This is a genomic window from Actinotignum sp. usb-actsch-rep-73, from assembly GCF_059082735.1.
In genome coordinates, this window is the sequence record NZ_JBHNPV010000085.1 from 21,387 (window position 1) to 40,449 (window position 19,063).

Annotated in this window: 19 protein-coding genes; all 19 read left to right on the forward strand. The window is 55.7% G+C overall.

What is annotated here, in order from left to right; genetic code table 11:
- Window positions 1-32 precede the first annotated feature (32 nt).
- The 19 genes from AC5RE1_RS08850 (at window position 33) to AC5RE1_RS08940 (ending at window position 18,973) form a co-directional block, all read left to right on the forward strand.
- The gene (locus AC5RE1_RS08850; protein WP_179370387.1) at window positions 33-1,076 is read left to right on the forward strand and encodes a tRNA (adenine-N1)-methyltransferase; all 1,044 of its coding nucleotides are present in this window, start codon (window positions 33-35) and stop codon (window positions 1,074-1,076) included.
- Window positions 1,069-2,619, forward strand: a complete 1,551-nt coding sequence (gene arc, locus AC5RE1_RS08855; RefSeq protein WP_179370386.1) for a proteasome ATPase — start codon at window positions 1,069-1,071, stop codon at window positions 2,617-2,619. The genes AC5RE1_RS08850 and arc overlap by 8 nt, the downstream gene beginning before the upstream one ends.
- Window position 2,620: 1 nt before the next feature.
- Entirely contained in the window at window positions 2,621-4,144 is a 1,524-nt protein-coding gene (gene dop, locus AC5RE1_RS08860) for a depupylase/deamidase Dop (protein ID WP_179370385.1), read from the forward strand.
- 56 nt (window positions 4,145-4,200) lie between these two features.
- On the forward strand, window positions 4,201-4,383 hold the full coding sequence (locus tag AC5RE1_RS08865) for a ubiquitin-like protein Pup (protein WP_006680982.1): 183 nt from the start codon (window positions 4,201-4,203) through the stop codon (window positions 4,381-4,383).
- Between the two features lies 1 nt (window position 4,384).
- Entirely contained in the window at window positions 4,385-5,770 is a 1,386-nt protein-coding gene (pafA, locus tag AC5RE1_RS08870; protein ID WP_179370384.1) for a Pup--protein ligase, read from the forward strand.
- Window positions 5,767-6,768 carry a peptidylprolyl isomerase gene (locus AC5RE1_RS08875; protein WP_179370383.1) on the forward strand — a complete coding sequence of 334 codons (1,002 nt, stop codon included), beginning with the start codon at window positions 5,767-5,769 and terminating at the stop codon, window positions 6,766-6,768. Before pafA ends, AC5RE1_RS08875 begins: the two co-directional genes overlap by 4 nt.
- A gap of 176 nt (window positions 6,769-6,944) precedes the next feature.
- Window positions 6,945-7,718 (forward strand): imidazole glycerol phosphate synthase subunit HisF, encoded by a 774-nt coding sequence (gene hisF, locus AC5RE1_RS08880; RefSeq protein WP_493938706.1) that lies wholly within the window; start codon window positions 6,945-6,947, stop codon window positions 7,716-7,718.
- A 42-nt stretch (window positions 7,719-7,760) separates the two neighbouring features.
- On the forward strand, window positions 7,761-8,972 hold the full coding sequence (gene aroC / locus AC5RE1_RS08885) for a chorismate synthase (RefSeq protein ID WP_179370381.1): 1,212 nt from the start codon (window positions 7,761-7,763) through the stop codon (window positions 8,970-8,972).
- Window positions 8,969-10,576: a 3-dehydroquinate synthase gene (gene aroB, locus AC5RE1_RS08890; RefSeq protein WP_179370380.1), complete on the forward strand. Its 1,608-nt coding sequence runs from the start codon at window positions 8,969-8,971 to the stop codon at window positions 10,574-10,576. Before aroC ends, aroB begins: the two co-directional genes overlap by 4 nt.
- The gene (locus AC5RE1_RS08895; protein WP_179370379.1) at window positions 10,573-11,160 is read left to right on the forward strand and encodes a shikimate kinase; all 588 of its coding nucleotides are present in this window, start codon (window positions 10,573-10,575) and stop codon (window positions 11,158-11,160) included. Before aroB ends, AC5RE1_RS08895 begins: the two co-directional genes overlap by 4 nt.
- Window positions 11,161-11,182: 22 nt before the next feature.
- Window positions 11,183-11,746 (forward strand): elongation factor P, encoded by a 564-nt coding sequence (efp, locus tag AC5RE1_RS08900; RefSeq protein ID WP_006680989.1) that lies wholly within the window; start codon window positions 11,183-11,185, stop codon window positions 11,744-11,746.
- Window positions 11,746-12,345: a transcription antitermination factor NusB gene (gene nusB, locus AC5RE1_RS08905; protein ID WP_006680990.1), complete on the forward strand. Its 600-nt coding sequence runs from the start codon at window positions 11,746-11,748 to the stop codon at window positions 12,343-12,345. The genes efp and nusB overlap by 1 nt, the downstream gene beginning before the upstream one ends.
- A 144-nt stretch (window positions 12,346-12,489) precedes the next feature.
- The gene (locus tag AC5RE1_RS08910; protein ID WP_179370378.1) at window positions 12,490-13,164 is read left to right on the forward strand and encodes a GntR family transcriptional regulator; all 675 of its coding nucleotides are present in this window, start codon (window positions 12,490-12,492) and stop codon (window positions 13,162-13,164) included.
- Between the two features lie 180 nt (window positions 13,165-13,344).
- Entirely contained in the window at window positions 13,345-14,121 is a 777-nt protein-coding gene (locus tag AC5RE1_RS08915) for an SDR family oxidoreductase (protein ID WP_179370377.1), read from the forward strand.
- Between the two features lie 34 nt (window positions 14,122-14,155).
- Window positions 14,156-15,193 carry a TRAP transporter substrate-binding protein gene (locus AC5RE1_RS08920; protein WP_179370376.1) on the forward strand — a complete coding sequence of 346 codons (1,038 nt, stop codon included), beginning with the start codon at window positions 14,156-14,158 and terminating at the stop codon, window positions 15,191-15,193.
- Between the two features lie 6 nt (window positions 15,194-15,199).
- The gene (locus tag AC5RE1_RS08925) at window positions 15,200-15,841 is read left to right on the forward strand and encodes a TRAP transporter small permease subunit (RefSeq protein ID WP_179370375.1); all 642 of its coding nucleotides are present in this window, start codon (window positions 15,200-15,202) and stop codon (window positions 15,839-15,841) included.
- Window positions 15,834-17,108: a TRAP transporter large permease subunit gene (locus AC5RE1_RS08930; protein ID WP_179370374.1), complete on the forward strand. Its 1,275-nt coding sequence runs from the start codon at window positions 15,834-15,836 to the stop codon at window positions 17,106-17,108. Before AC5RE1_RS08925 ends, AC5RE1_RS08930 begins: the two co-directional genes overlap by 8 nt.
- Window positions 17,109-17,189: 81 nt before the next feature.
- Entirely contained in the window at window positions 17,190-18,026 is an 837-nt protein-coding gene (locus tag AC5RE1_RS08935) for a transketolase (protein ID WP_218840508.1), read from the forward strand.
- Complete coding sequence (locus tag AC5RE1_RS08940; RefSeq protein ID WP_179370373.1) at window positions 18,026-18,973, forward strand: transketolase C-terminal domain-containing protein; 948 nt, start codon at window positions 18,026-18,028, stop codon at window positions 18,971-18,973. Before AC5RE1_RS08935 ends, AC5RE1_RS08940 begins: the two co-directional genes overlap by 1 nt.
- Window positions 18,974-19,063: the final 90 nt, after the last annotated feature.

Sequence of the window (19,063 nt, forward strand, 5' to 3'; positions counted from 1 at the left end):
GAGCTGTGGATAGCCGCGATAGACTTTCTGGGATGAATACACAGCCAGATACAACCGATAACTACGCGCCGCTTGGTCAGCAGAATCGGCGTGGTCTCTTGGAAGAAGGCGATCGCGTTCAGGTTCGCGATCCAAAGGGGCGATTCCACCAAGTGATTTTGACGCACGGCGGAAAGTTTCAGTCGAACCGTGGCGAGTTCTTCCATGATGACCTCATCGGCAAACCCGATGGGCAGGTCATTACGACTGAAGAAGGTCGCCAGTTCCAGATTATGCGCCCGTTGATGGTCGACTACGTGATGTCGATGCCACGAGGTGCAGCGGTTGTGTATCCCAAGGATGCCGGTGTCATTACGCACATGGGCGATATTTTCCCCGGCGCAGTTGTCGTTGAAGCTGGTGCGGGGTCTGGCGCCTTGTCGATGGCGTTGTTGAACGCGGTTGGTCCGACTGGGCGTCTGATCTCAGTTGAGCGTCGCGAAGAGTTTGCCGATATAGCACGAGGAAATGTCGAACTCTGGTTTGGTGCGCCACATCCTGCGTGGGATTTGCGCGTCGGCGACTTAGCTACCGAATTGGAAGCGATGGACCAGGCCAGTGTTGACCGCGTAGTCCTGGACATGCTGGCGCCTTGGGAAAACATTGATGCTGTTTCACACGCTCTGATCCCCGGTGGCGTGCTGGTCTGCTATGTCGCGACGGTTACGCAGCTGTCGCGTCTTATTGAAGACTTGCGTGCAAGCGAGAACTTCACGGATCCGATCACCTGGGAAGACATGCGTCGTGAATGGCACGTTGATGGTTTGGCTGTCCGTCCCGAGCACCGCATGGTTGCTCACACTGGTTTCCTGTTGGTTACGCGCCGTCTTGCTCCGGGAATTAACCCACAAGAAAGGTCGGTTCGTCCCGCGAAGTCGTCTGAAGGTCTGGGTGGCCAGTGGGATGATGTTGATGAGTGGAATGAACAAAACGTTGGCCTTCGAACGGCATCTGAAAAGAAGTTACGCAAGGTTCGTCGTGATGTGACGCGTCAGGCTGACCAGTGGGTTGAGGGAAGGATCAGCACTGATGAGTGATGACTTCTACGCAACTCGCATCGAAGAGATGCAACGCCTTGTTGTCTCTCTGGAAGCGAAGAATGAGCGCCTTGCCCAGGCGCTGTCCCAGGTTCGCGGACAGTTGGTGAAGGTGCAGTCTCAGCTCCTTGAAGTGAATCGTCCGCCACTAACGATGGCCGTGTTTGTATCCGCGGATGTGCCTTCGCGTCAGATTGAAGCGATCGTGAACGGTCGTCGTATGCGCCTCGCTGTTGCACCTGACCTTGATCTTTACTCGCTGTCGTATGGTCAGTGGGTGCGCGTCGACGACAAGATGGTCGTCGTTGCCGCTGATGGATTTTCGAGGTCCGGTTCAATTGCCTCGATTCTTGAGTTGGTGGGTGATGACCGCGTGCTGGTTGCAGGCGAAGCTGGCCAGGAGCATCTGCTGATGTTGGCAGGCCCTCTACGTCACGGCAATCTGCGTCTCGGCGACGCATTGATGGTGGATCTACGTAGCGGAATCGCGTTGGAAAAGATTGTGCGATCCGATGTCGAGCAGCTTCTCGCCCCCGAAACTCCCGATACGACATACGACGATATCGGCGGTTTGGATGCGCAGATTCGTCAGGTCCGCGACGCAATTGAGCTTCCTTTTAGTCATCCCGAGCTCTACCGCGAGTATGGTTTGCGTCCGCCCAAGGGCATCCTGCTCTACGGTCCACCCGGATCAGGTAAGACGCTTATTGCAAAGGCAGTCGCAAATTCCCTGTCGGGTCGGACAAGTGGTGTGAAAACCTACTTCTTGTCAATCAAGGGGCCGGAGCTTCTGAACAAGTTTGTTGGTGAAACTGAGCGACACATTCGCGCGATCTTCGCGCGAGCACGTTCACTTGCTGCTGGCAATATCCCTGTCGTCATTTTCTTTGACGAAATGGAAGCCCTGTTCAGGACGCGTGGAACCGGGATCTCATCGGACGTAGAAACGATGATCGTTCCCCAGCTTCTTGCGGAAATGGACGGTGTCGAGACCCTGGATAACGTCATCATCATCGGCGCCTCGAACCGTGCTGACATGATCGATCCTGCCGTCCTTCGCCCCGGCCGACTGGATGTGCGCATTCGCGTGGATCGGCCCGATCGCACAGGTGCCCGCGACATCTTCTTGAAACACTTGAACACTGACGTGCCACTTCGTGATGATGAAATCGGCGTCGGCATGACCCTCGGCCAGGCACTCGGAAACATGGTCGATCAGGCACTTGACGTCTTGTTTCGCGAAGATGAAACGACTGCGCTCTTTGATGTCGTGCTGGCATCTGGACGCACGAAGCGCATTCACCTTGGGGATATCGTCTCTGGTGCCATGATCGCCGGAATCGTTGAGCGCGCAAAGAAACATGCGATCAAAGAATCGCTCACAGGCGGGGGATATGGCCTGTCGGCGAAGCACCTGCTTGCCGGTGTTAAAGAAGAAATGGGCGAGTCTATTGAACTCGCAGTCTCTTCGTCTCCCGACGACTGGGCCCGCACCATTGGCCTGCGTGAAGAAATCGCATCAATCGTTGCCTTGGAGGCCTGAGATGACCCACGTGATTGGAACCGAAACCGAGTACGGCGTCTATCGCCCAGGTGATGCATGGGCGAACCCCATTGCACTTTCGTCGCAGGCGGTTCGTCTCTACGCTGAGATTTCTCGCGATGGGACGCCGGCACAGGGCGCTGCACCCGTTCGCTGGGACTATCGGGCTGAGGACCCGCTCAACGATATGCGCGGTATCCGCTTGTCACGTGCGGCCGCCGACCCCTCGTTGCTGACGGACGATCCATATCACTTGGCGCCGTCGGGTGGCAGTGAGCAGATTGAACGCCCAACTCCAGAAGAAATGGCTTTGCCTGCACAGACCACCGCGGTTTTGACGAATGGTGCACGCCTGTATGTCGACCACGCTCATCCGGAGTATTCCGCTCCAGAAGCGTTGGGTGCCCTTGAAGCCACGCTCTATGATCGTGCCGGCGAGGTGATCGCACGCCGGATTATTGAAGAATCGCTCAAGAGCGAAGACGGTCCTATCGTCCTAGTGAAGAACAATACGGACGGTAAAGGCGCCGCCTACGGAACTCACGAGAACTACCAGATCCCCCGCAGTGTTGACTTCGACGATGTGGTTCGTGGACTGACTCCGTTTTTTGTTTCTCGACCGGTCATGTGCGGTGCTGGACGCGTGGGTCTGGGACAGAAATCTCAAGTTCCAGGGTTCCAGATCTCTCAGCGAGCTGACTTCGTCGAAAACGAAGTGGGCTTGGAAACCACCTTTAATCGCCCGATCATTAATACGCGCGACGAACCGCACGCGAATCCGGCACACTACCGGCGTCTGCACGTCATCGGTGGTGACGGCAATATGTTCGATGTGTCAATCTTGCTGAAGCTTGGCGCGACATCGCTGGTGTTGTGGGCAATCGAGCAGGGGATTGGGCTGGAGTGGGAAGCCCTCGCGCTCGATGACGCCGTGCAGGAAACATGGAACCTCAGCCACCACCCGAATCTTGATTACAAGATGAACACGGCCGGTGGACGCGCATACACGGGACCTGAATTGCTTCAGGTGTATGTGGACCTCATTCTTGCAACCTTTGACCGAATGGGTATCAGCCCCGAAGGTGAAGACCAAGCGATTCTGACCCTCTGGCAGGACGTCCTTGATCGTATGCGCGCTGACATGTTCTCTGTTTCCACTGAAGTTGAATGGATTGGCAAGTATCAGCTGTTGGGTCGTCAAAAGGATCGTCTGGGAGTTGAGTGGAACGACCCCCGTTTGACGGCGATGGACTTGCAGTGGGCCGATCTTCGCCCGGAGCACTCGCTTGCTTTGAAGCTGGGTAAAGCCGGACGCATCAAGAGACTCTTTAGCGACCAACAGGTTGAGGATGCAGCCTCTCAAGCCCCGACAACGACCCGCGCGTTTGCCCGCGGTCAGGCTGTGGCGTCACGACCAGACTTGGTGAAAGCCTCGTGGACGTCCCTCGTCATTGATCCGGGACAGGGGAATCTTGTCCGCTATCCGATTCCGGATACTGCGCAAACACGTAGCCCCGTGGAATGATCCTCACCAGTGGAATAATTTCACATAGTAAAGCAACACAGGTTTAGGAGAAACGAATGGATATCCGTCAACTGTTCGCTCCTTCGGGGGACAACGACGATTTCGGCGATACCGAGGCCGCTGGCCAGGTTCACGCACAGACTCAGTCGATTGACGATCTGCTCGACGAAATCGACTCCGTGCTTGAAACGAATGCAGAAGCGTTCGTTCAGGGCTTCGTCCAGAAGGGTGGCCAGTGAAGTGAGGCGTCGCGTAGTCGGCATCGAAACTGAATATGGCCTGATGAGCGCCGCACCGCCCGGGGTTCTGGCAATGGACGCCGACATGGCTGCACGCAAGCTCTTTGAACCGTTGCTCCATCGGGGACGATCATCGAATCTCTTCTTACGCAACGGTGGCAGGCTCTACCTTGATGTTGGCTCGCACCCCGAATATGCGACCGCTGAATGCGATCGCCTAGAAGACCTGTTGAACCAGGATCGTGCAGGCTCACTGATGCTCGCGATGCTGGCAGCAGATGCTGATCGCTCGCTTGAAAAAGAGGGGAGCGCTGAGCGCCTCCACCTGTTCCGCAACAACGTCGACTCGCAAGGAAACTCGTGCGGTTGCCACGAAAACTACCTCCTGCACCGTCGTCGTGATTTCCGTCAGGTCGCAGATGCCCTGGTTTCATTCTTTATCACTCGCCAGATTCTGGTGGGCAACGGTCTGATTCGACGTAATGCCTCCGGTGCAACACTCGCTTTCTCCCAGCGCGCTGAGCAGATGTGGGATGCCGTTTCATCCGCAACAACGCGTTCACGCCCGATCATCAACACCCGTGACGAACCGCTAGCAGATTCCGGTTCGTACCGTCGCATGCACGTGATCGTAGGCGATACGAACGTTGCTGAGCCAACGACTGCGCTCAAGGTGGGGGCCACCGAGTTTCTCCTTCAAGCAGTTGAAGACGGCTTGCATATCGAAGACCTGACGATGGCTGACCCCATGCGGTCCATCCGCGAGATTTCCATTGATTTGACCGGTCGAACTGAAGTCGAGCTTGCCGATGGTCGTCGCTGGACTCCCGTCCAAATCCAGCGTGAGATTCGCGAACGTATCTTGGGCACAATCGATGCTGCAGAGCTTGACGATACACATCGCTATGTTCTTGATCTCTGGGAACGGGGTTTGAACGCGATCGAATCCGGCGATTGGTCTCCGGTCGACACCGAACTCGATATCGCTATCAAAGCTAAGCTCTTCTCATCCTACGTTTCAAAGGCAGGGACGAACCTTGCCGATCCGCGTGTGGCTCGTTTGGATTTGAGCTACCACGATATTACCGGCAGCTCCCTGCTTGACCGTATGGAGGCGTCTGGCCTCGTGAAACGACTAACGAAGCGCGAAAGTGTGCAGGCGGCCGTGAATACTCCGCCTGCGACCACCCGCGCTCATCTACGAGGCCGCATCATCGGCGCTGCCGAAGATGCGCGCGTTGACCTGAGTGCTGACTGGGTTCACGTGCGCGTTGACGACTTATCGTCTTCCCCGCTTTCACTGCAGGATCCTCTGGCCAATGAAGATCCACGCGTGGATGAGCTCATTGGAAAGATCGCTTCCTGCTCACCGGTGCTTCCCGCATGAGCATGATTGATCTTTTCACACCCTCGCATAGGCATGGTCTGCGCAATCTGACCATTGCGTTGCTTGCCACCGTCGTGGTTGCTGGCGCCGCAATCATCGCCGTAGTGCACGCGACCCACAACGGCTCGGGCTCATCGAAGGTGCAGGGCATCAGAGGCCCCCTTGACTCCGTGTCAGTCTCGGGTCGTATTGGCGCGATCCCTGTTGTGACCATGGGACAGCCAGTGACGGTGAATGCCGCAAAAGCCAAGGTTCTTGAGATCGGAACTGGGCGGCAAATCACGAAGGATTCACCGATTCTGCTGGCTATCACCTCGTTCGACGGTAAAACAGGCGAGAATCTGTCTGCGGATGGGCGACCCGACCTCGTTGTCGGATCCGCAGACCAAGCAACCTTGAACGATGCTCTTCTTGACATTGTCGTTGGACTTCACGAAGGATCACGAGTCCTTGTCGCCCATCCGTTGGCTTCGTCTCAGAGCAAGTTAGCGAAGCCGACAGATCAGGACACTGAGCTTTTCGTGATTGATATTTTGTATTCGATCGCGAACGGTAGTGAAGACACCGGTGAATCTTCCGGGGTCCTGTCTGTGACAATGACCGACGAAGGTCCTGTTATCGAACATGGAAGCGACGTGCCCACGGACGTGACAACCCAGATTCTGATCAAAGGTGAAGGACAGCAGGTCACATCGAACGATCAGATTGTGGTTCAGTACGCCGCAGTGGGATGGAACGACGGCGTTGTTCGAGCATCGACATGGCGGACGGGCAAGCCAGAGGTCGTCTCAATGCTCACCGCGATGACCGGCTTGAAGCAGACTCTTGTTGATCAACGAGTGGGATCGCGACTGGCGATTTCTATTCCGCCCGATCTGGCGAACGGTGACGACACTGTGTGCATCGTCATCGATATTCTGGGCACTGAACCAGCATCCGATAATGCGTCTCAGTCGGGTGCTTCAGCCGAGCAGACGGGCGTAGCTCCGTCAGATTAACCTGAGTCTTCTTCCAACGCCCACAGCACCGCCGAAGAGTATGCGGAGCGAAATACAGTCCGAACCGCTAACGTAAGTGACAGCCAGTCAGCCAGTAGTTCGCCCACACATGCTGTGCATGCACAAGGCAGGACTGCCCTCAGGTAGTGAAGAGACCTCGACGAAGAAGGATAAACATGAGTGTCGCACTGAGAATTATCCCCTGCCTTGATGTGAATGCTGGGCGCGTCGTGAAGGGCGTGAATTTCCAGAATCTGCGCGATGCTGGGGACCCTGTTGAGTTGGCTAAGCGCTACGGGGCTGAAGGGGCTGACGAAATAACTTTCCTTGATGTGAGTGCATCGACTGAGAACCGTGGCACGATGCTTGATGTCGTGTCGGCCACGGCGGAACAGGTGTTCGTTCCTTTGACCGTTGGCGGTGGAGTTCGGACTGGCGAAGACGTGGCGACCCTACTCAAAGCGGGCGCTGACAAAGTTGGAATGAACACCGCTGCGATCGGCAACCCTGACGTGATTTCCGAGGTTGCGGATCGTTTCGGTAATCAGGTTCTGGTTCTGTCTGTTGATGCTCGGCGTTGCCCTCCCGGCGTTGAAACACCTTCGGGCTTTGAAGTGACCACTCACGGTGGAAAGCACTCGACCGGTATTGATGCGTTCGAATGGGCGATGGATGCCGAGCGCCGTGGTGTGGGTGAAATTCTGCTGAACTCAATGGATGCAGATGGGGTGAAGCAGGGCTTCGATATCGAACTACTGAATCTTGTGAAAGAACGCGTGCACGTGCCGATTATTGCTTCGGGTGGCGCCGGAACGGTTGAGCATTTCGTTGAGGCTGCTCGCGCGGGAAGCGACGCGATTTTGGCGGCGTCCGTGTTCCACTTCGGTGAAGTAGCGATTCGCGACGTGAAAACGGCCGTGGATCAGGCCGGTTTCCCTGTTCGCATGTGATACGCCACGGCCTTGCACGGTCACGTGTGAAAGACTGGAGCCATGCTCAGATGGCTTACCGCAGGTGAATCACACGGTCCGGCTTTGATCGCTGTCATTGATGGTGTTCCAGCCGGTCTTCGTATCGAATCCGACGATTTTGTGCGGGCTCTAGCCCGTCGTCGTCTTGGCTATGGGCGTGGGGCACGCCAGTCTTTTGAGAAGGACGTCGTGCGTATCGTCGGCGGTGTCCGTCATGGTATGTCGACGGGTGCTCCGATTGCGATTGAGATTGCGAACTCAGAATGGCCCAAATGGGAAGTTGTGATGAGCTCCGATCCAGTTGCCCCAGATCTTCTGCTGATTGATGCCGGTACTGGCGACGAACGTGAAATTGCGCGGAACAAGAAGCTGACCCGCCCGCGTCCAGGTCATGCGGATCTTCCGGGAATGCTGTCGTACGGTTGTGATGATGCCAGACCAATTCTGGAGCGTGCGAGCGCGCGTGAGACCGCAGCTCGTGTGGCGCTCGGTTGCGTTGCCGAGGCGATTTTGGACCAGGTGGCCGGTATTCGTCTGGTCAGCCATGTTGTGCAGGTGGGAACGCAGATCGCAACTGATCCTCATCTTCCGACTCCGGATGATGAGGGTGCTCTGAACGAATCTCGCATGCGTACCCTTGATACCGAGCTTGACCAGCGTTTCGTTGATGTCGTCGACGAAACAAAGAGAGCCGGGGACACCGTCGGCGGTGTCGTCGAAGTGATTGCGTGGAACGTGCCCATTGGTTTGGGAACACACGTGAATGCCCAGCGTCGTTTGGATACGAAGGTTGCGGCTGCGCTGATGTCGATCCAGTCTGTCAAAGGTGTGGAGATCGGTGATGGTTTTGCTCAGGCGGCGTTGCGGGGCAGTGTTGCTCACGATGAGATCGTGAAGGGCGACGACGGGCATCTGCGTCGTACGTCAAATCGTGCCGGTGGTATCGAAGGTGGCACCTCGAATGGTCAGCCGATTGTTGCTCGTGCTGCGTTCAAGCCGATTTCTACGGTTCCGCGTGCTCTTCGTAGCGTGGATCTTGCGACGGGTGAAGAATCCGTCGGCTTGCATCAGCGTTCTGATACCTGTCAGGTTGTTCCCGGTGCTGTCATTGCGCAAGCTGAGCTCGCGCTTGTGCTGGCCGATGTTCTCGATGGTCACGCCGGAGGAATGTCGGTAGAGGAAATGCGTCGCAATCTTGGCGCATATATCGCGTCAATTCAGGAGCGCGCATGAGTGTCTCTTCACCTTCATCGATTCGACTGCATCTTCCGCTTGTTTTTGTTGGATTGCCCGGTGCGGGTAAGTCGAAGGTTGGGCGCCTTGTTGCCGCCCAGCTTGGGGTTTCCCACGTGGATACTGATGACCTCATCGAAAAGAGCGCGGGTAAGTCGATTTCGCAGATTTTTATGGACGAGGCTGAGCAGGGTTTTCGTCAGCGTGAGATTCGCGCGGTGCATCAGGCTGTGCAGATGGGCGGGGTGATCTCGTTAGGCGGTGGTGCTGTGACATCTGAAGAGGTTCGCGATGTCCTGCGTGATGTTTGTGTCGTCCATATTCATGTAGAACATGATGAGTTAGTGCGTCGGGTGACGAAGAAGGCTCACCGCCCTTTGCTTCGTGAAGATCCTGATGGGATGCTCCGCCAACTGCGTCGCGAACGTTTGCCACTCTATGAGGCAGTAGAGACGATTCGGCTTGAGTCTGACGATGGGCCTGCTTCAGAGGTTGCCGATCGCGTGGTGGATTTGGTGGATCTTGGATGGAAACGGATTCACGTTGGGGGAGATGCTCCCTACGACGTGTGTGTTGGTCACTCGATTCCAGTCAGCGCGATTGCAGGAGCGTTGCGATCTGATGCTTCGAAGGTATTGATTGTCCACGCCCAGCCTCTTGAGACCAAAGCACGCGAGATTGCAAACGGTCTTGAAACGATGGGCTTTGAGGTGGGTATCGCTACGCACCCCGATGGTGAGGCGGGCAAGAGCCTCGACGTCGTTGCACGTCTCTGGGATGAAGCTGGGCGCATGAAGCTCGGCCGAGCAGATGCAGTGATTGCCATTGGTGGCGGTGCAACAACTGATATGGCGGGGTTTGTTGCAGCAACGTGGCTACGTGGGATCGGTTTGATCAACATTCCGACGACCTTGCTGGCCATGGTGGATGCTGCAGTCGGTGGGAAGACGGGTATCAACTCATCAGCGGGCAAGAATCTGATTGGCTGCTTCCACCCGCCGTTGCGCGTGATCGTGGACCTCGATTATCTGTCCTCGTTGCCGGAAAAAGACTTCGTAGCCGGTCTCGGCGAAGTTGTGAAATGTGGATTCATTCGCGATACGGAAATTCTTCGCATTATCGAAGGAACCGACACGAACCTCCTGAGCGATTCGCGCTCCAACCAGATTCGGGAGCTGATCGAACGCGCTATCGTAGTGAAAGCGGATGTTGTTTCAGCTGACCTGAAAGAATCGGGATTGCGCGAAATCCTCAACTATGGGCACACGCTGGCTCATGCGATTGAAAAGTGCGAGAACTTTTCGTGGCGTCATGGTGAAGCGGTCAGCGTCGGATGCGTGTTTGCCGCACACCTCGGCGTTGTTCGTGGGCTTCTGACAGATGCCGACGTTGAACGTCATGTCAATGCATTCTCGCGAGTTGGCTTGCCGGTTACCTATTCCGGTACGTCCTTCGATGAATTGCTGGACGTCATGCTCTCAGATAAAAAGGTGCGTGCGGGTCAGCTCCGTTTCGTTTTGCTTGATGGCATTGGAAATGCGGCGACCTATCGGATATTGCCTGATGAAGCGAGGCAGGTAGCTACGCGATTGGGGATCGCATGACAATCGAGTTTGTTGATACTTCTGTGGCGGGCACTGTCCGTGATAGAGAATCATCTGGGGTTCCCGGCCTCGTCCTTGTGGGAGTTTCCGGCGCGGGAAAGACAGCGGTTGGCCGCGCCATTGCTTCGCTGACTGGAATGCGCCTGGTTGAAACTGACGACCTTGTTGAACACCAGAGTGGCAAAAGTGTTGCGCAACTGATCATTGCAGGCACAGGCGATGTGGAGCAGGTACGACAAGAATGTGCGCTTCGGGCGCTCGGTAGTGCAGGTGCAATCGTCACGGTTGGTGCCTCGCAAATTGAGAACGAGGCCGTGGCTAGGCGGCTTCAACGCCTCAACGATCAGGGAGCCGCAATCGTTGAGCTCTATGCCGACGTGAGCGAAGTGGCTCGACGCGAAGGACTGAATAAACCGCGTTCGGTTGGCCTGGGTGCACCACGTGCAATGCTCAGACTGATGATTGCAAACCTGCATGAAAAATACTCAGAGATCGCTAATGTGTTAGTTGATACACGCGGTAAAACCGTCGATGAGGTTAGTAGAACCGTTATCGAACAGTGTAAAATCGCGTTGATTCTTTGAAAAACCAAAGTGAGGTATATCTGTGGCAACGACGAATGATCTGAAGAACGGCACAGTCATGGTCATCGACGGCCAGCTGTGGCAGGTCGTTGAATTCCAGCACGTCAAGCCGGGTAAGGGCCCCGCATTCGTGCGCACCAAGATCAAGAACGTGATGAGTGGCAAGATCGTCGACAAGACCTTCAACGCTGGTCTCAAGATCGAAACCGCAACTGTTGACCGTCGCGATATGACGTACCTGTACCAGGACGGCACCGACTATGTTTTCATGGACGAAAAGACCTACGAGCAGATCAACGTTCCCGAAGAGATCGTCGGCGATGCCCGTAACTTCATGATCGACAACCAGTCCGTCATCGTTTCCCAGCACGATGGCACTGTCCTGTTCGTTGAGCTCCCGGCTACTGTTGTCCTGACCATCACGCACACTGAACCCGGTCTGCAGGGCGACCGTTCCTCGGCAGGTACCAAGCCCGCAACGCTTGAAACCGGCTACGAGATCCAGGTCCCGCTCTACATGGAAGAAGGCACTCGCATCAAGGTTGACACCCGCGATGGTTCCTTCTCGGGACGTGTCAACGACTGATGTCCAAGGCATTTCGTTTCACTTCACGAACGAAAGCTCGCAAGCGCGCTGCTGACGTCGTTTTTGAAGCAGATCAGCGAGGCATGGGGCGTAACCCCGATGTCTTGCGCGATCTTTTGCGTCAGCGCAAAGTGATCACGGCAGCAGAAACCCCGCTTCCGGAATACTCGATTCAAGCAATCGAAGGTGTCGCTGATAACCTGCGTCGCATCGATGATTTGATCGAAAAACACGCGAACGTAGCGGGCCTTGATCGAATCGCCGGTGTTGACCTGGCGGTTATGCGCGTTGGCGTTTGGGAAATGCTGGACAACGACGATGTTGCGAACATCATCGCGATCGATGAAGCAATTGCAATTGTGAAGTCGATTTCTGGTGACGGGGCTCCGCAGTTCGTCAATGCTGTCCTTGACGCTATTCGACGTGAACTCGAGGCATCCCCGTGGTCGCGTCGCAGTTGTGACAATGACGCTGACGTGTCGGCTCCCGGTGATGATGCGCCCAGCCTGGCAGGCTCAGATGAGGATACCTCCCCTAAGACGCATGATTTGAGTGTCGATGAGCTTGAAGAGCTTGACGAGTTGCTCGACGAATACTGAGCAGGTTGGCTTGTAGTGGCGGATTGTAGCGAAAGCTATGGTCCGCCACTTGCTTTCTGTGCTTATTAACCTTGATGAAAAGTGTTAATGTGACAGTGATATTTGTTGAGTGTTAACGACTGTCAAAGATGAGGAGTCGTCGCTATGCCCATGAAGGGGATTAACCGACTGACACTGCGTGAGCAGGTGTGGACGACGTTGCGCGCAGAGATCCTTGAGGGCAACTTGCCAGCTGGTTCGCGTCTGGGTGAGGTCGATCTTGCCGAACAACTGAACGTGAGTCGGGGCACCGTTCGCGAGGCACTGCGTAAGCTCCAGCAGTCTGGTCTTGTCGAAGGTGAAGACCGCATTGGTTTGCGCGTCGCTCAATTTACTCCCAAGCAACTTCGTGAGCTCTTTGCTGTACGCGCAGCTCTAGAGGGACTGGCGGCATCGACGATCGTGACCCAGGGGAGAGGCAGCGAAGTCGCCGATCTCCTTGAAAAGAATCTCCCTGCAGGGGCGGATGGCAAGAGTGCCGTGGAAGTTCTGGATGAAGACCTTGGTTTCCATCAGATTTTGTGTCACGAATCCGGCAATGAAGTGCTGTTGGAGATGTGGAACGACTTGCAGGATCGGATGCGCGTTGCAATCATGTCCGACGCATCTGCACAACGCGCTGAGCTGATGAGCGGTGTTTATCATCAACCGATTGTTGATGCCCTTCGCGCTGGAGATCCCGAAACGGCACGCGAGACTCTGAATGAGCACATGCGCTATGCGGGTGAGGTTTGGGCAGTGAACAGGGAAAAACAAGCGTCTCGAGTCGACGAAGACTAGTTCAATCGCATTCTTTTTAAGGGCGACACTCTCCTGAAAAATGGGGAGTGTCGCCCTTTGCTTTGAAGCTATCAACCTTTTAGATTGCCACGTCAAACTGATTGACAGTAGATAGTTGACGGTCTACTGTTAACAATACGTCAGCAATGGTGCTGACAATCACAAAGAGGTGGAGAAATCATGAGCTACGGCACAGGTGTTGGGCAGCGTACCGCTGTCGTTACCGGAACATCATCACTTAAGGGCATCGGTTACCAGACCGCACTTCGCTTTGCGAAGGAAGGCTGGGGCGTCGCAATGCTTGACATCAACGAACAAGGCGCAAAGGCTGTTGCCGAAGCAGTAAAGGCTGCTGTTCCTGAAGCTGTCGTGCAAGCATTCACGGTGAACGTTGCGGACCCCGAGTCAGTTGCCAGAGTGAAGGACGCCATCGTTGCATCTGATCTTCCCCCTGTCGGTGCTCTTGCGAACATCGCTGGTATTCCTTCGCCTGTGGGCTTCCTCGAACTTGACCTGGCAACCTGGAACAAGGTGCTTGCGGTCAACCTCACCGGTTCATTTCTGTTGGCACAGGCACTGGTTCCGCTGATGATCGAGAACGGCTACGGACGTGTGGTTAACACATCGTCGGTGACCGCTCAGCACGGTGGTGGCGTGTTCTCGAAGACCTCGTACGCAGCAGCAAAGGCCGGGGTTCTCGGTCTGACTCGTGGCATGGCACGCGAACTCGCCGAGTACGGTATCACCGTGAACGCTGTTGCCCCAGGCGTAGTGAACACTGAAATTCGCGTCGGTACCGACGAGGCCACCGAAAAGGCTCTGGCAGAAGCAGTTCCACTTGGCCGCCAAGCAGAGCCTTGGGAAATCGCCGCCCTGATTTGCTGGCTGTCCAGTGAAGATTCGGCGTACATCACCGGTTGCACTCACTCCATCAACGGTGGCACGTACATCTGTTGATTCTTTCCCATCTGCACGTCAAAGGAGACGACATATGTTTCAACGACGAAACATGGTGAGTGGCATCGCTGCCACTGTTGCCGTCGCTGCATTACTTGCCGGTTGTGCTGGAGGTTCCGGACCTCGTCACACCGACGCGATCCGTATCATTCTCGGTCACGGTGCAGCTCCCGGTAATCCGCGCTCAAACGCCGCACTTCTTTTCGAACAGCTGGTTGAAGAGAAGTCGAACAACACGATCGATATTCAGATTCTCGGTCAGGAAACCGTGGGCTCGGACTCCGAAATGATGGTCTCGGTTGCCGCCGGCACACTCGATATGACGATCAACTCTCAGGGACCGTTCGCGACCTACGTTCCCGAAGCAGCATTGATTGGTCTTCCCTTCCTGTTCGAGAGCTCCGAGCATGCCTATTCCGTTATCGATGATGAATCGATCGAAGGATACCTGGCTGATCAAGCAGAAGAACACGGCTTTCACCTGCTTGGTTTCTGGGATAACGGCATGCGTGATCTGACGAACTCAAAGCGCGAGATCAACAGCCCCGAGGACGTTGAAGGTCTGAAGATTCGTACACCCGATGACACGATGACGATCTCGATCTTCAATGAACTCAAGGCAAACCCGACACCGATGGCCTTCGGCGAACTCTACCTGGCTCTTCGTACGGGTGCCGTCGACGGACAAGAAAACCCGGTTGTCAACATCAAGAGCTCCAAGCTCGATGAGGTTCAGCCCTACCTAGCAGTCACCGGTCACAAGTATGAAACCAACCCTTTCGTCATGTCGACGACTCGTTGGGAACGACTGACCCCTGAACAGCAACAGATCATTCAGGAAGCCGCTGACGAGGCCCGCGATTCTCAGCGTCAGGAAATGACCACTCAAACTAAGGAAATCTACGCTGAGTTTGAACAGAGCCTGACGGTCACTCACCCGGACAAGACCGCGTTCCGAGACGCAACGAAGCCTGTTTACGTCCAGTGGCAGGCAAAGTTCCCGGAGTTCTACACCACGATCACCGAAGCTGCTGACGCTCATCGTTCGCAGTACGCAGAAGGAGGGGAGTGATTTTCAATGAGTGAATCCCAAACTCCGAACTCGGTTGAACCCGAGATCAAAACAGTGATTACCGAAGAGGACATAGCAAGGCTTGATACTCAAGCAGTCCTCGACGAGCCACTGGAAGCAACAGATCCCATTAACGCAATCTTCCTGAAGGTTGGTACGTGGGTAGCTGTCGTTCTGACAGTGATCATGCTGGTACTTGTGACTCTGTCGGTCGTCATGCGATACGTCTTCAATTCGTCTATCGAGTTGGCGTCTGAAGGACCAAGCTACTTTCTTCCCTGGTTGATCTGCGCTGGCGCCGTTGTTGCGCAGGCACAGATGGCCCACGTTGGAGTCAACTTCTTCCTTGAGAAGCTCTCCGGCAAAGCCTTCCAGCATGCCTCGGTTTGTATCTGGGTATTCGTTGGCATCCTCATGGCGTACGTAACCTACCTTGGCGCCTACATGGCAGGCCCGATGAGCGCTCAGATTACCCCGATCATGGGCTGGCCCCAGATCGGTAGCTTCTCGGCATTCATCGTCATGACCGCTGCACTTTCAATCCAGGCATTCGTTCGAGCCTGGTTCTTCCATCGTGACGGTGCACTGCGCTCGATCGAGATGCAACCCGAGGCCGGTTCAGTGAAGAAGGAGGCCACCAATGCTTGAGGTTGGTATCGCGATCCTCGTTTTTATCGCCCTACTTTTATGTGGAGTTCCGGTTGCCTTCTCGGTTATTGCAGGCTCCGTTGCAGGCTTGTTCGCCATTGGCTCGCTGCCGATGGAAGCACTGTCGCAACAGTCCTTCGCAGGTGCAACCGACTACTCAATGCTTGCAATCCCGTTCTTTATCTTGACCGCTGACCTGTTGTTCTCCGGCAGGCTCGGTGCTCAGGTTATCGGTCTTGCAACGCGCCTCGTTGGCCGTTTCCGTGGTGGTGTCGGCATGACATCTGTTCTGACCAACGCTGTCTTCGCCGGTGTTTCTGGTTCGGCAGTGGCTGACGCTACCGGCCTTGGTAAAGTCATGATTCCGTGGACGAAGCGCCTCGGCTACCCGGCAGAGTACGCTGCAGCCGTCAACGCATCCTCATCGGTTCTTGGCGTTATCATCCCGCCGTCGATCCCGATGATCCTCTTCTCCGCAGCGTCTGGCGCCTCTGTCGCATCGGTCTTTAACGCAGGCCTCATGCCCGGCATCGTGATGGCTGTATGCCTGATGTTCGGCTGCTGGTTCATTGCGTGGAAGCACAACTATCCGCGTGTGAAGGCAAAGCTGACTGCGAAGAAGCTCGCCGTCGATCTTCTGATCGCCACCCCGGCTATCTTGATCCCGGTTGTCTTGATCCGCATCTTCCTGTTCACCGGTACTGCAACCGTCACTGAGGTTTCAGTTCTGGCAGCTGTTTACGCAATCCTGATTCGTACAACGATGTACCGCGACCTTACCTGGAAGTCCTTCGTTCGTTCGATTGCAGAGTCCGCCGCTTCGACCGCAGTCGTCATGATCCTGATCATGTTCTCCGCTGCACTGTCCTGGCTGCTGACGATTCAGGAAGCCCCGCAGAAGCTCGCAACCACGTTGCTGTCTACCACGGATTCCTACCCGCTGATCGTTCTGTTCATCATCATCATCCTGATTATTACCGGCATGTTCTTGGATATGGCTCCCGCCATCCTCCTGCTCACTCCGGTTCTGATGCCTCTGGCAAGCGCCATTGGAATGGGAACAGTTCACCTCGGCATCCTGATGGTCTGCACGCTCGCTATGGGCCTCTACACTCCACCAGTCGGAACGACGCTCTACATTTCAGCCGGTATCGGTCGAGTGGGTATCAACAAGGTCACCAGAGAGCTCGTGCTCTTCTACGCCCTCATTATCCTGTTCGTCCTCGGAGTTGCTTACCTGCCTGGCTTGATGTTCATCCCAGCGTAAGTACTCCATCTTTGGGTCGGGTCGAACCGGCGGTTTTACCCGACCCGTCTCACTCCCTTTCACCGAAGAAAGAATAGAATCATGGTGCAAAACATCACCACCGAAGAACTCAAGGAACGGGCGAAGGAGCTTCGCAAGACTTCCGTTCAGATGGTTTACGAGGCCCAGTCCGGTCACCCTGGCGGTTCTCTCTCGGCTGCTGACGTTGTCGCTAACCTGTACTTCCGCGAAATGCGTTATGACCCGAAGAACCCGAAGTGGGAAGACCGAGATCGCTTTGTTCTTTCCAAGGGCCACGTTGCTCCCGTGCTTTACTCAGCACTCGCTATCACTGGATTCGTTCCCATGGAGACGATCCACACACTGCGTAAGAAGGGGTCACCGTTCCAGGGACACCCGGATTCGAAGAAGTGCCCCGGTGTCGAAATCTCAACCGGCTCGCTCGGTCAGGGCATTTCGGCAGCAGTCGGCATGGCTCTTGCGCAGAAGCGTGATGGACGCGATTCCCGGACCTACACCCTCCTTGGTGACGGCGAGACGCAGGAAGGTCAGGTCTGGGAAGCAATCCAGTGCGCCCACACCTACCACCTAGATAATTTCACCGTCATCATCGATGACAACAACCTGCAGATCGACGGCCACTGCGACGAGGTCAGCCCGAACCTCGACTTCGTGAAGAAGCTCGAAGCATTCGGATACGAAGTAGTCGAGGTTGATGGTCACGACATGGATGCGATCTCACAGGCATTCGACACGTTCCGTGAGCACAAGAATGGCAAGCCAAAGGGCCTCGTCATGAAGACGATCAAGGGCAAGGGCGTGTCCTACATGGAAGACCAGGCCATGTGGCACGGCAAGGCACCGAGCAAGGAGGAGTTCGAACAGGCTATGGCCGAACTTGAGAAGGGACTGAATTGATGAAGGTGTCAGTGAACTACGACGAAAAGGCTCCTACTCGTAACGCGTTCGGCGATGAAATCGTTGAACTCGGTAAGGAACGCCCCGAGATTTACGTTGTCGACTGTGACATCGCGAAGTCCTGTCAGACCACAGCATTCTCGAAGGCTCTGCCGAACCAGCACGTGAACGTCGGTATTGCCGAACAAAACGGTGCAGGTCTCGCAGCAGGTCTGGCAACCTCGGGCAAGATTCCCTTCGTTGTCACCTATGCCGTCTTCGGCTCTCTACGCATGGGCGAGCAGATTCGTCAGTCGATTTGCTACCCGAAGCTCAATGTCAAGATCGCGTGCTCGCACGGTGGCCTGACCCCGGGCAACGATGGTGGCTCCCACCAGGCGATCGAAGACATGGGTGCCATGCGTGGCCTGCCGGGCATGACCGTTGTGATGCCCGCCGACTACAACTCAACCCGCAAGCTCGTTCGCGCTGCTGCGGATTGGGAAGGCCCGATGTTCCTGCGCTTCACCCGTGACGCAGTACCGTCAATCTACGGTGAAGATGAGGAATTCGAGATCGGCAAGGCAAAGGTGCTGAACGAAGGCATTGACGTTGCGATCATTGCAAACGGCGACACGGTTCGTCTGGCGATTGAGGCAGCACTAAAGCTTGAAGATGAAGGCCTGTCCGTGCGCCTCGTCGATATGCACACGATCAAGCCTCTCGATGAGGACGAGGTCAAGAACTGCATCGCAACCGGCGCAATTGTCACGGTTGAAGACCACACGATCATGCATGGCCTCGGTGCTGCTGTTTCGCAGGTTGTTGCCCGCGAAGGTGGCGCGCGCGTCCGCCAGATCGGCATCCAGGATCAGTTCGGTCAAAGCGCAACCTACGAGGAACTCCTCGAAATGAATGACATCACCGTTGACGGCATCGTGGAAGCAGTCCATGAGCTGAAGGCCTGAGTCACCCCCATCATCCAGCCCGATTCCCGTTCTCACTGCTTCTCCAGCCCGGTGAGAATAGGGGAGTCGGGCTGGTGTGCTGTGCAAGAA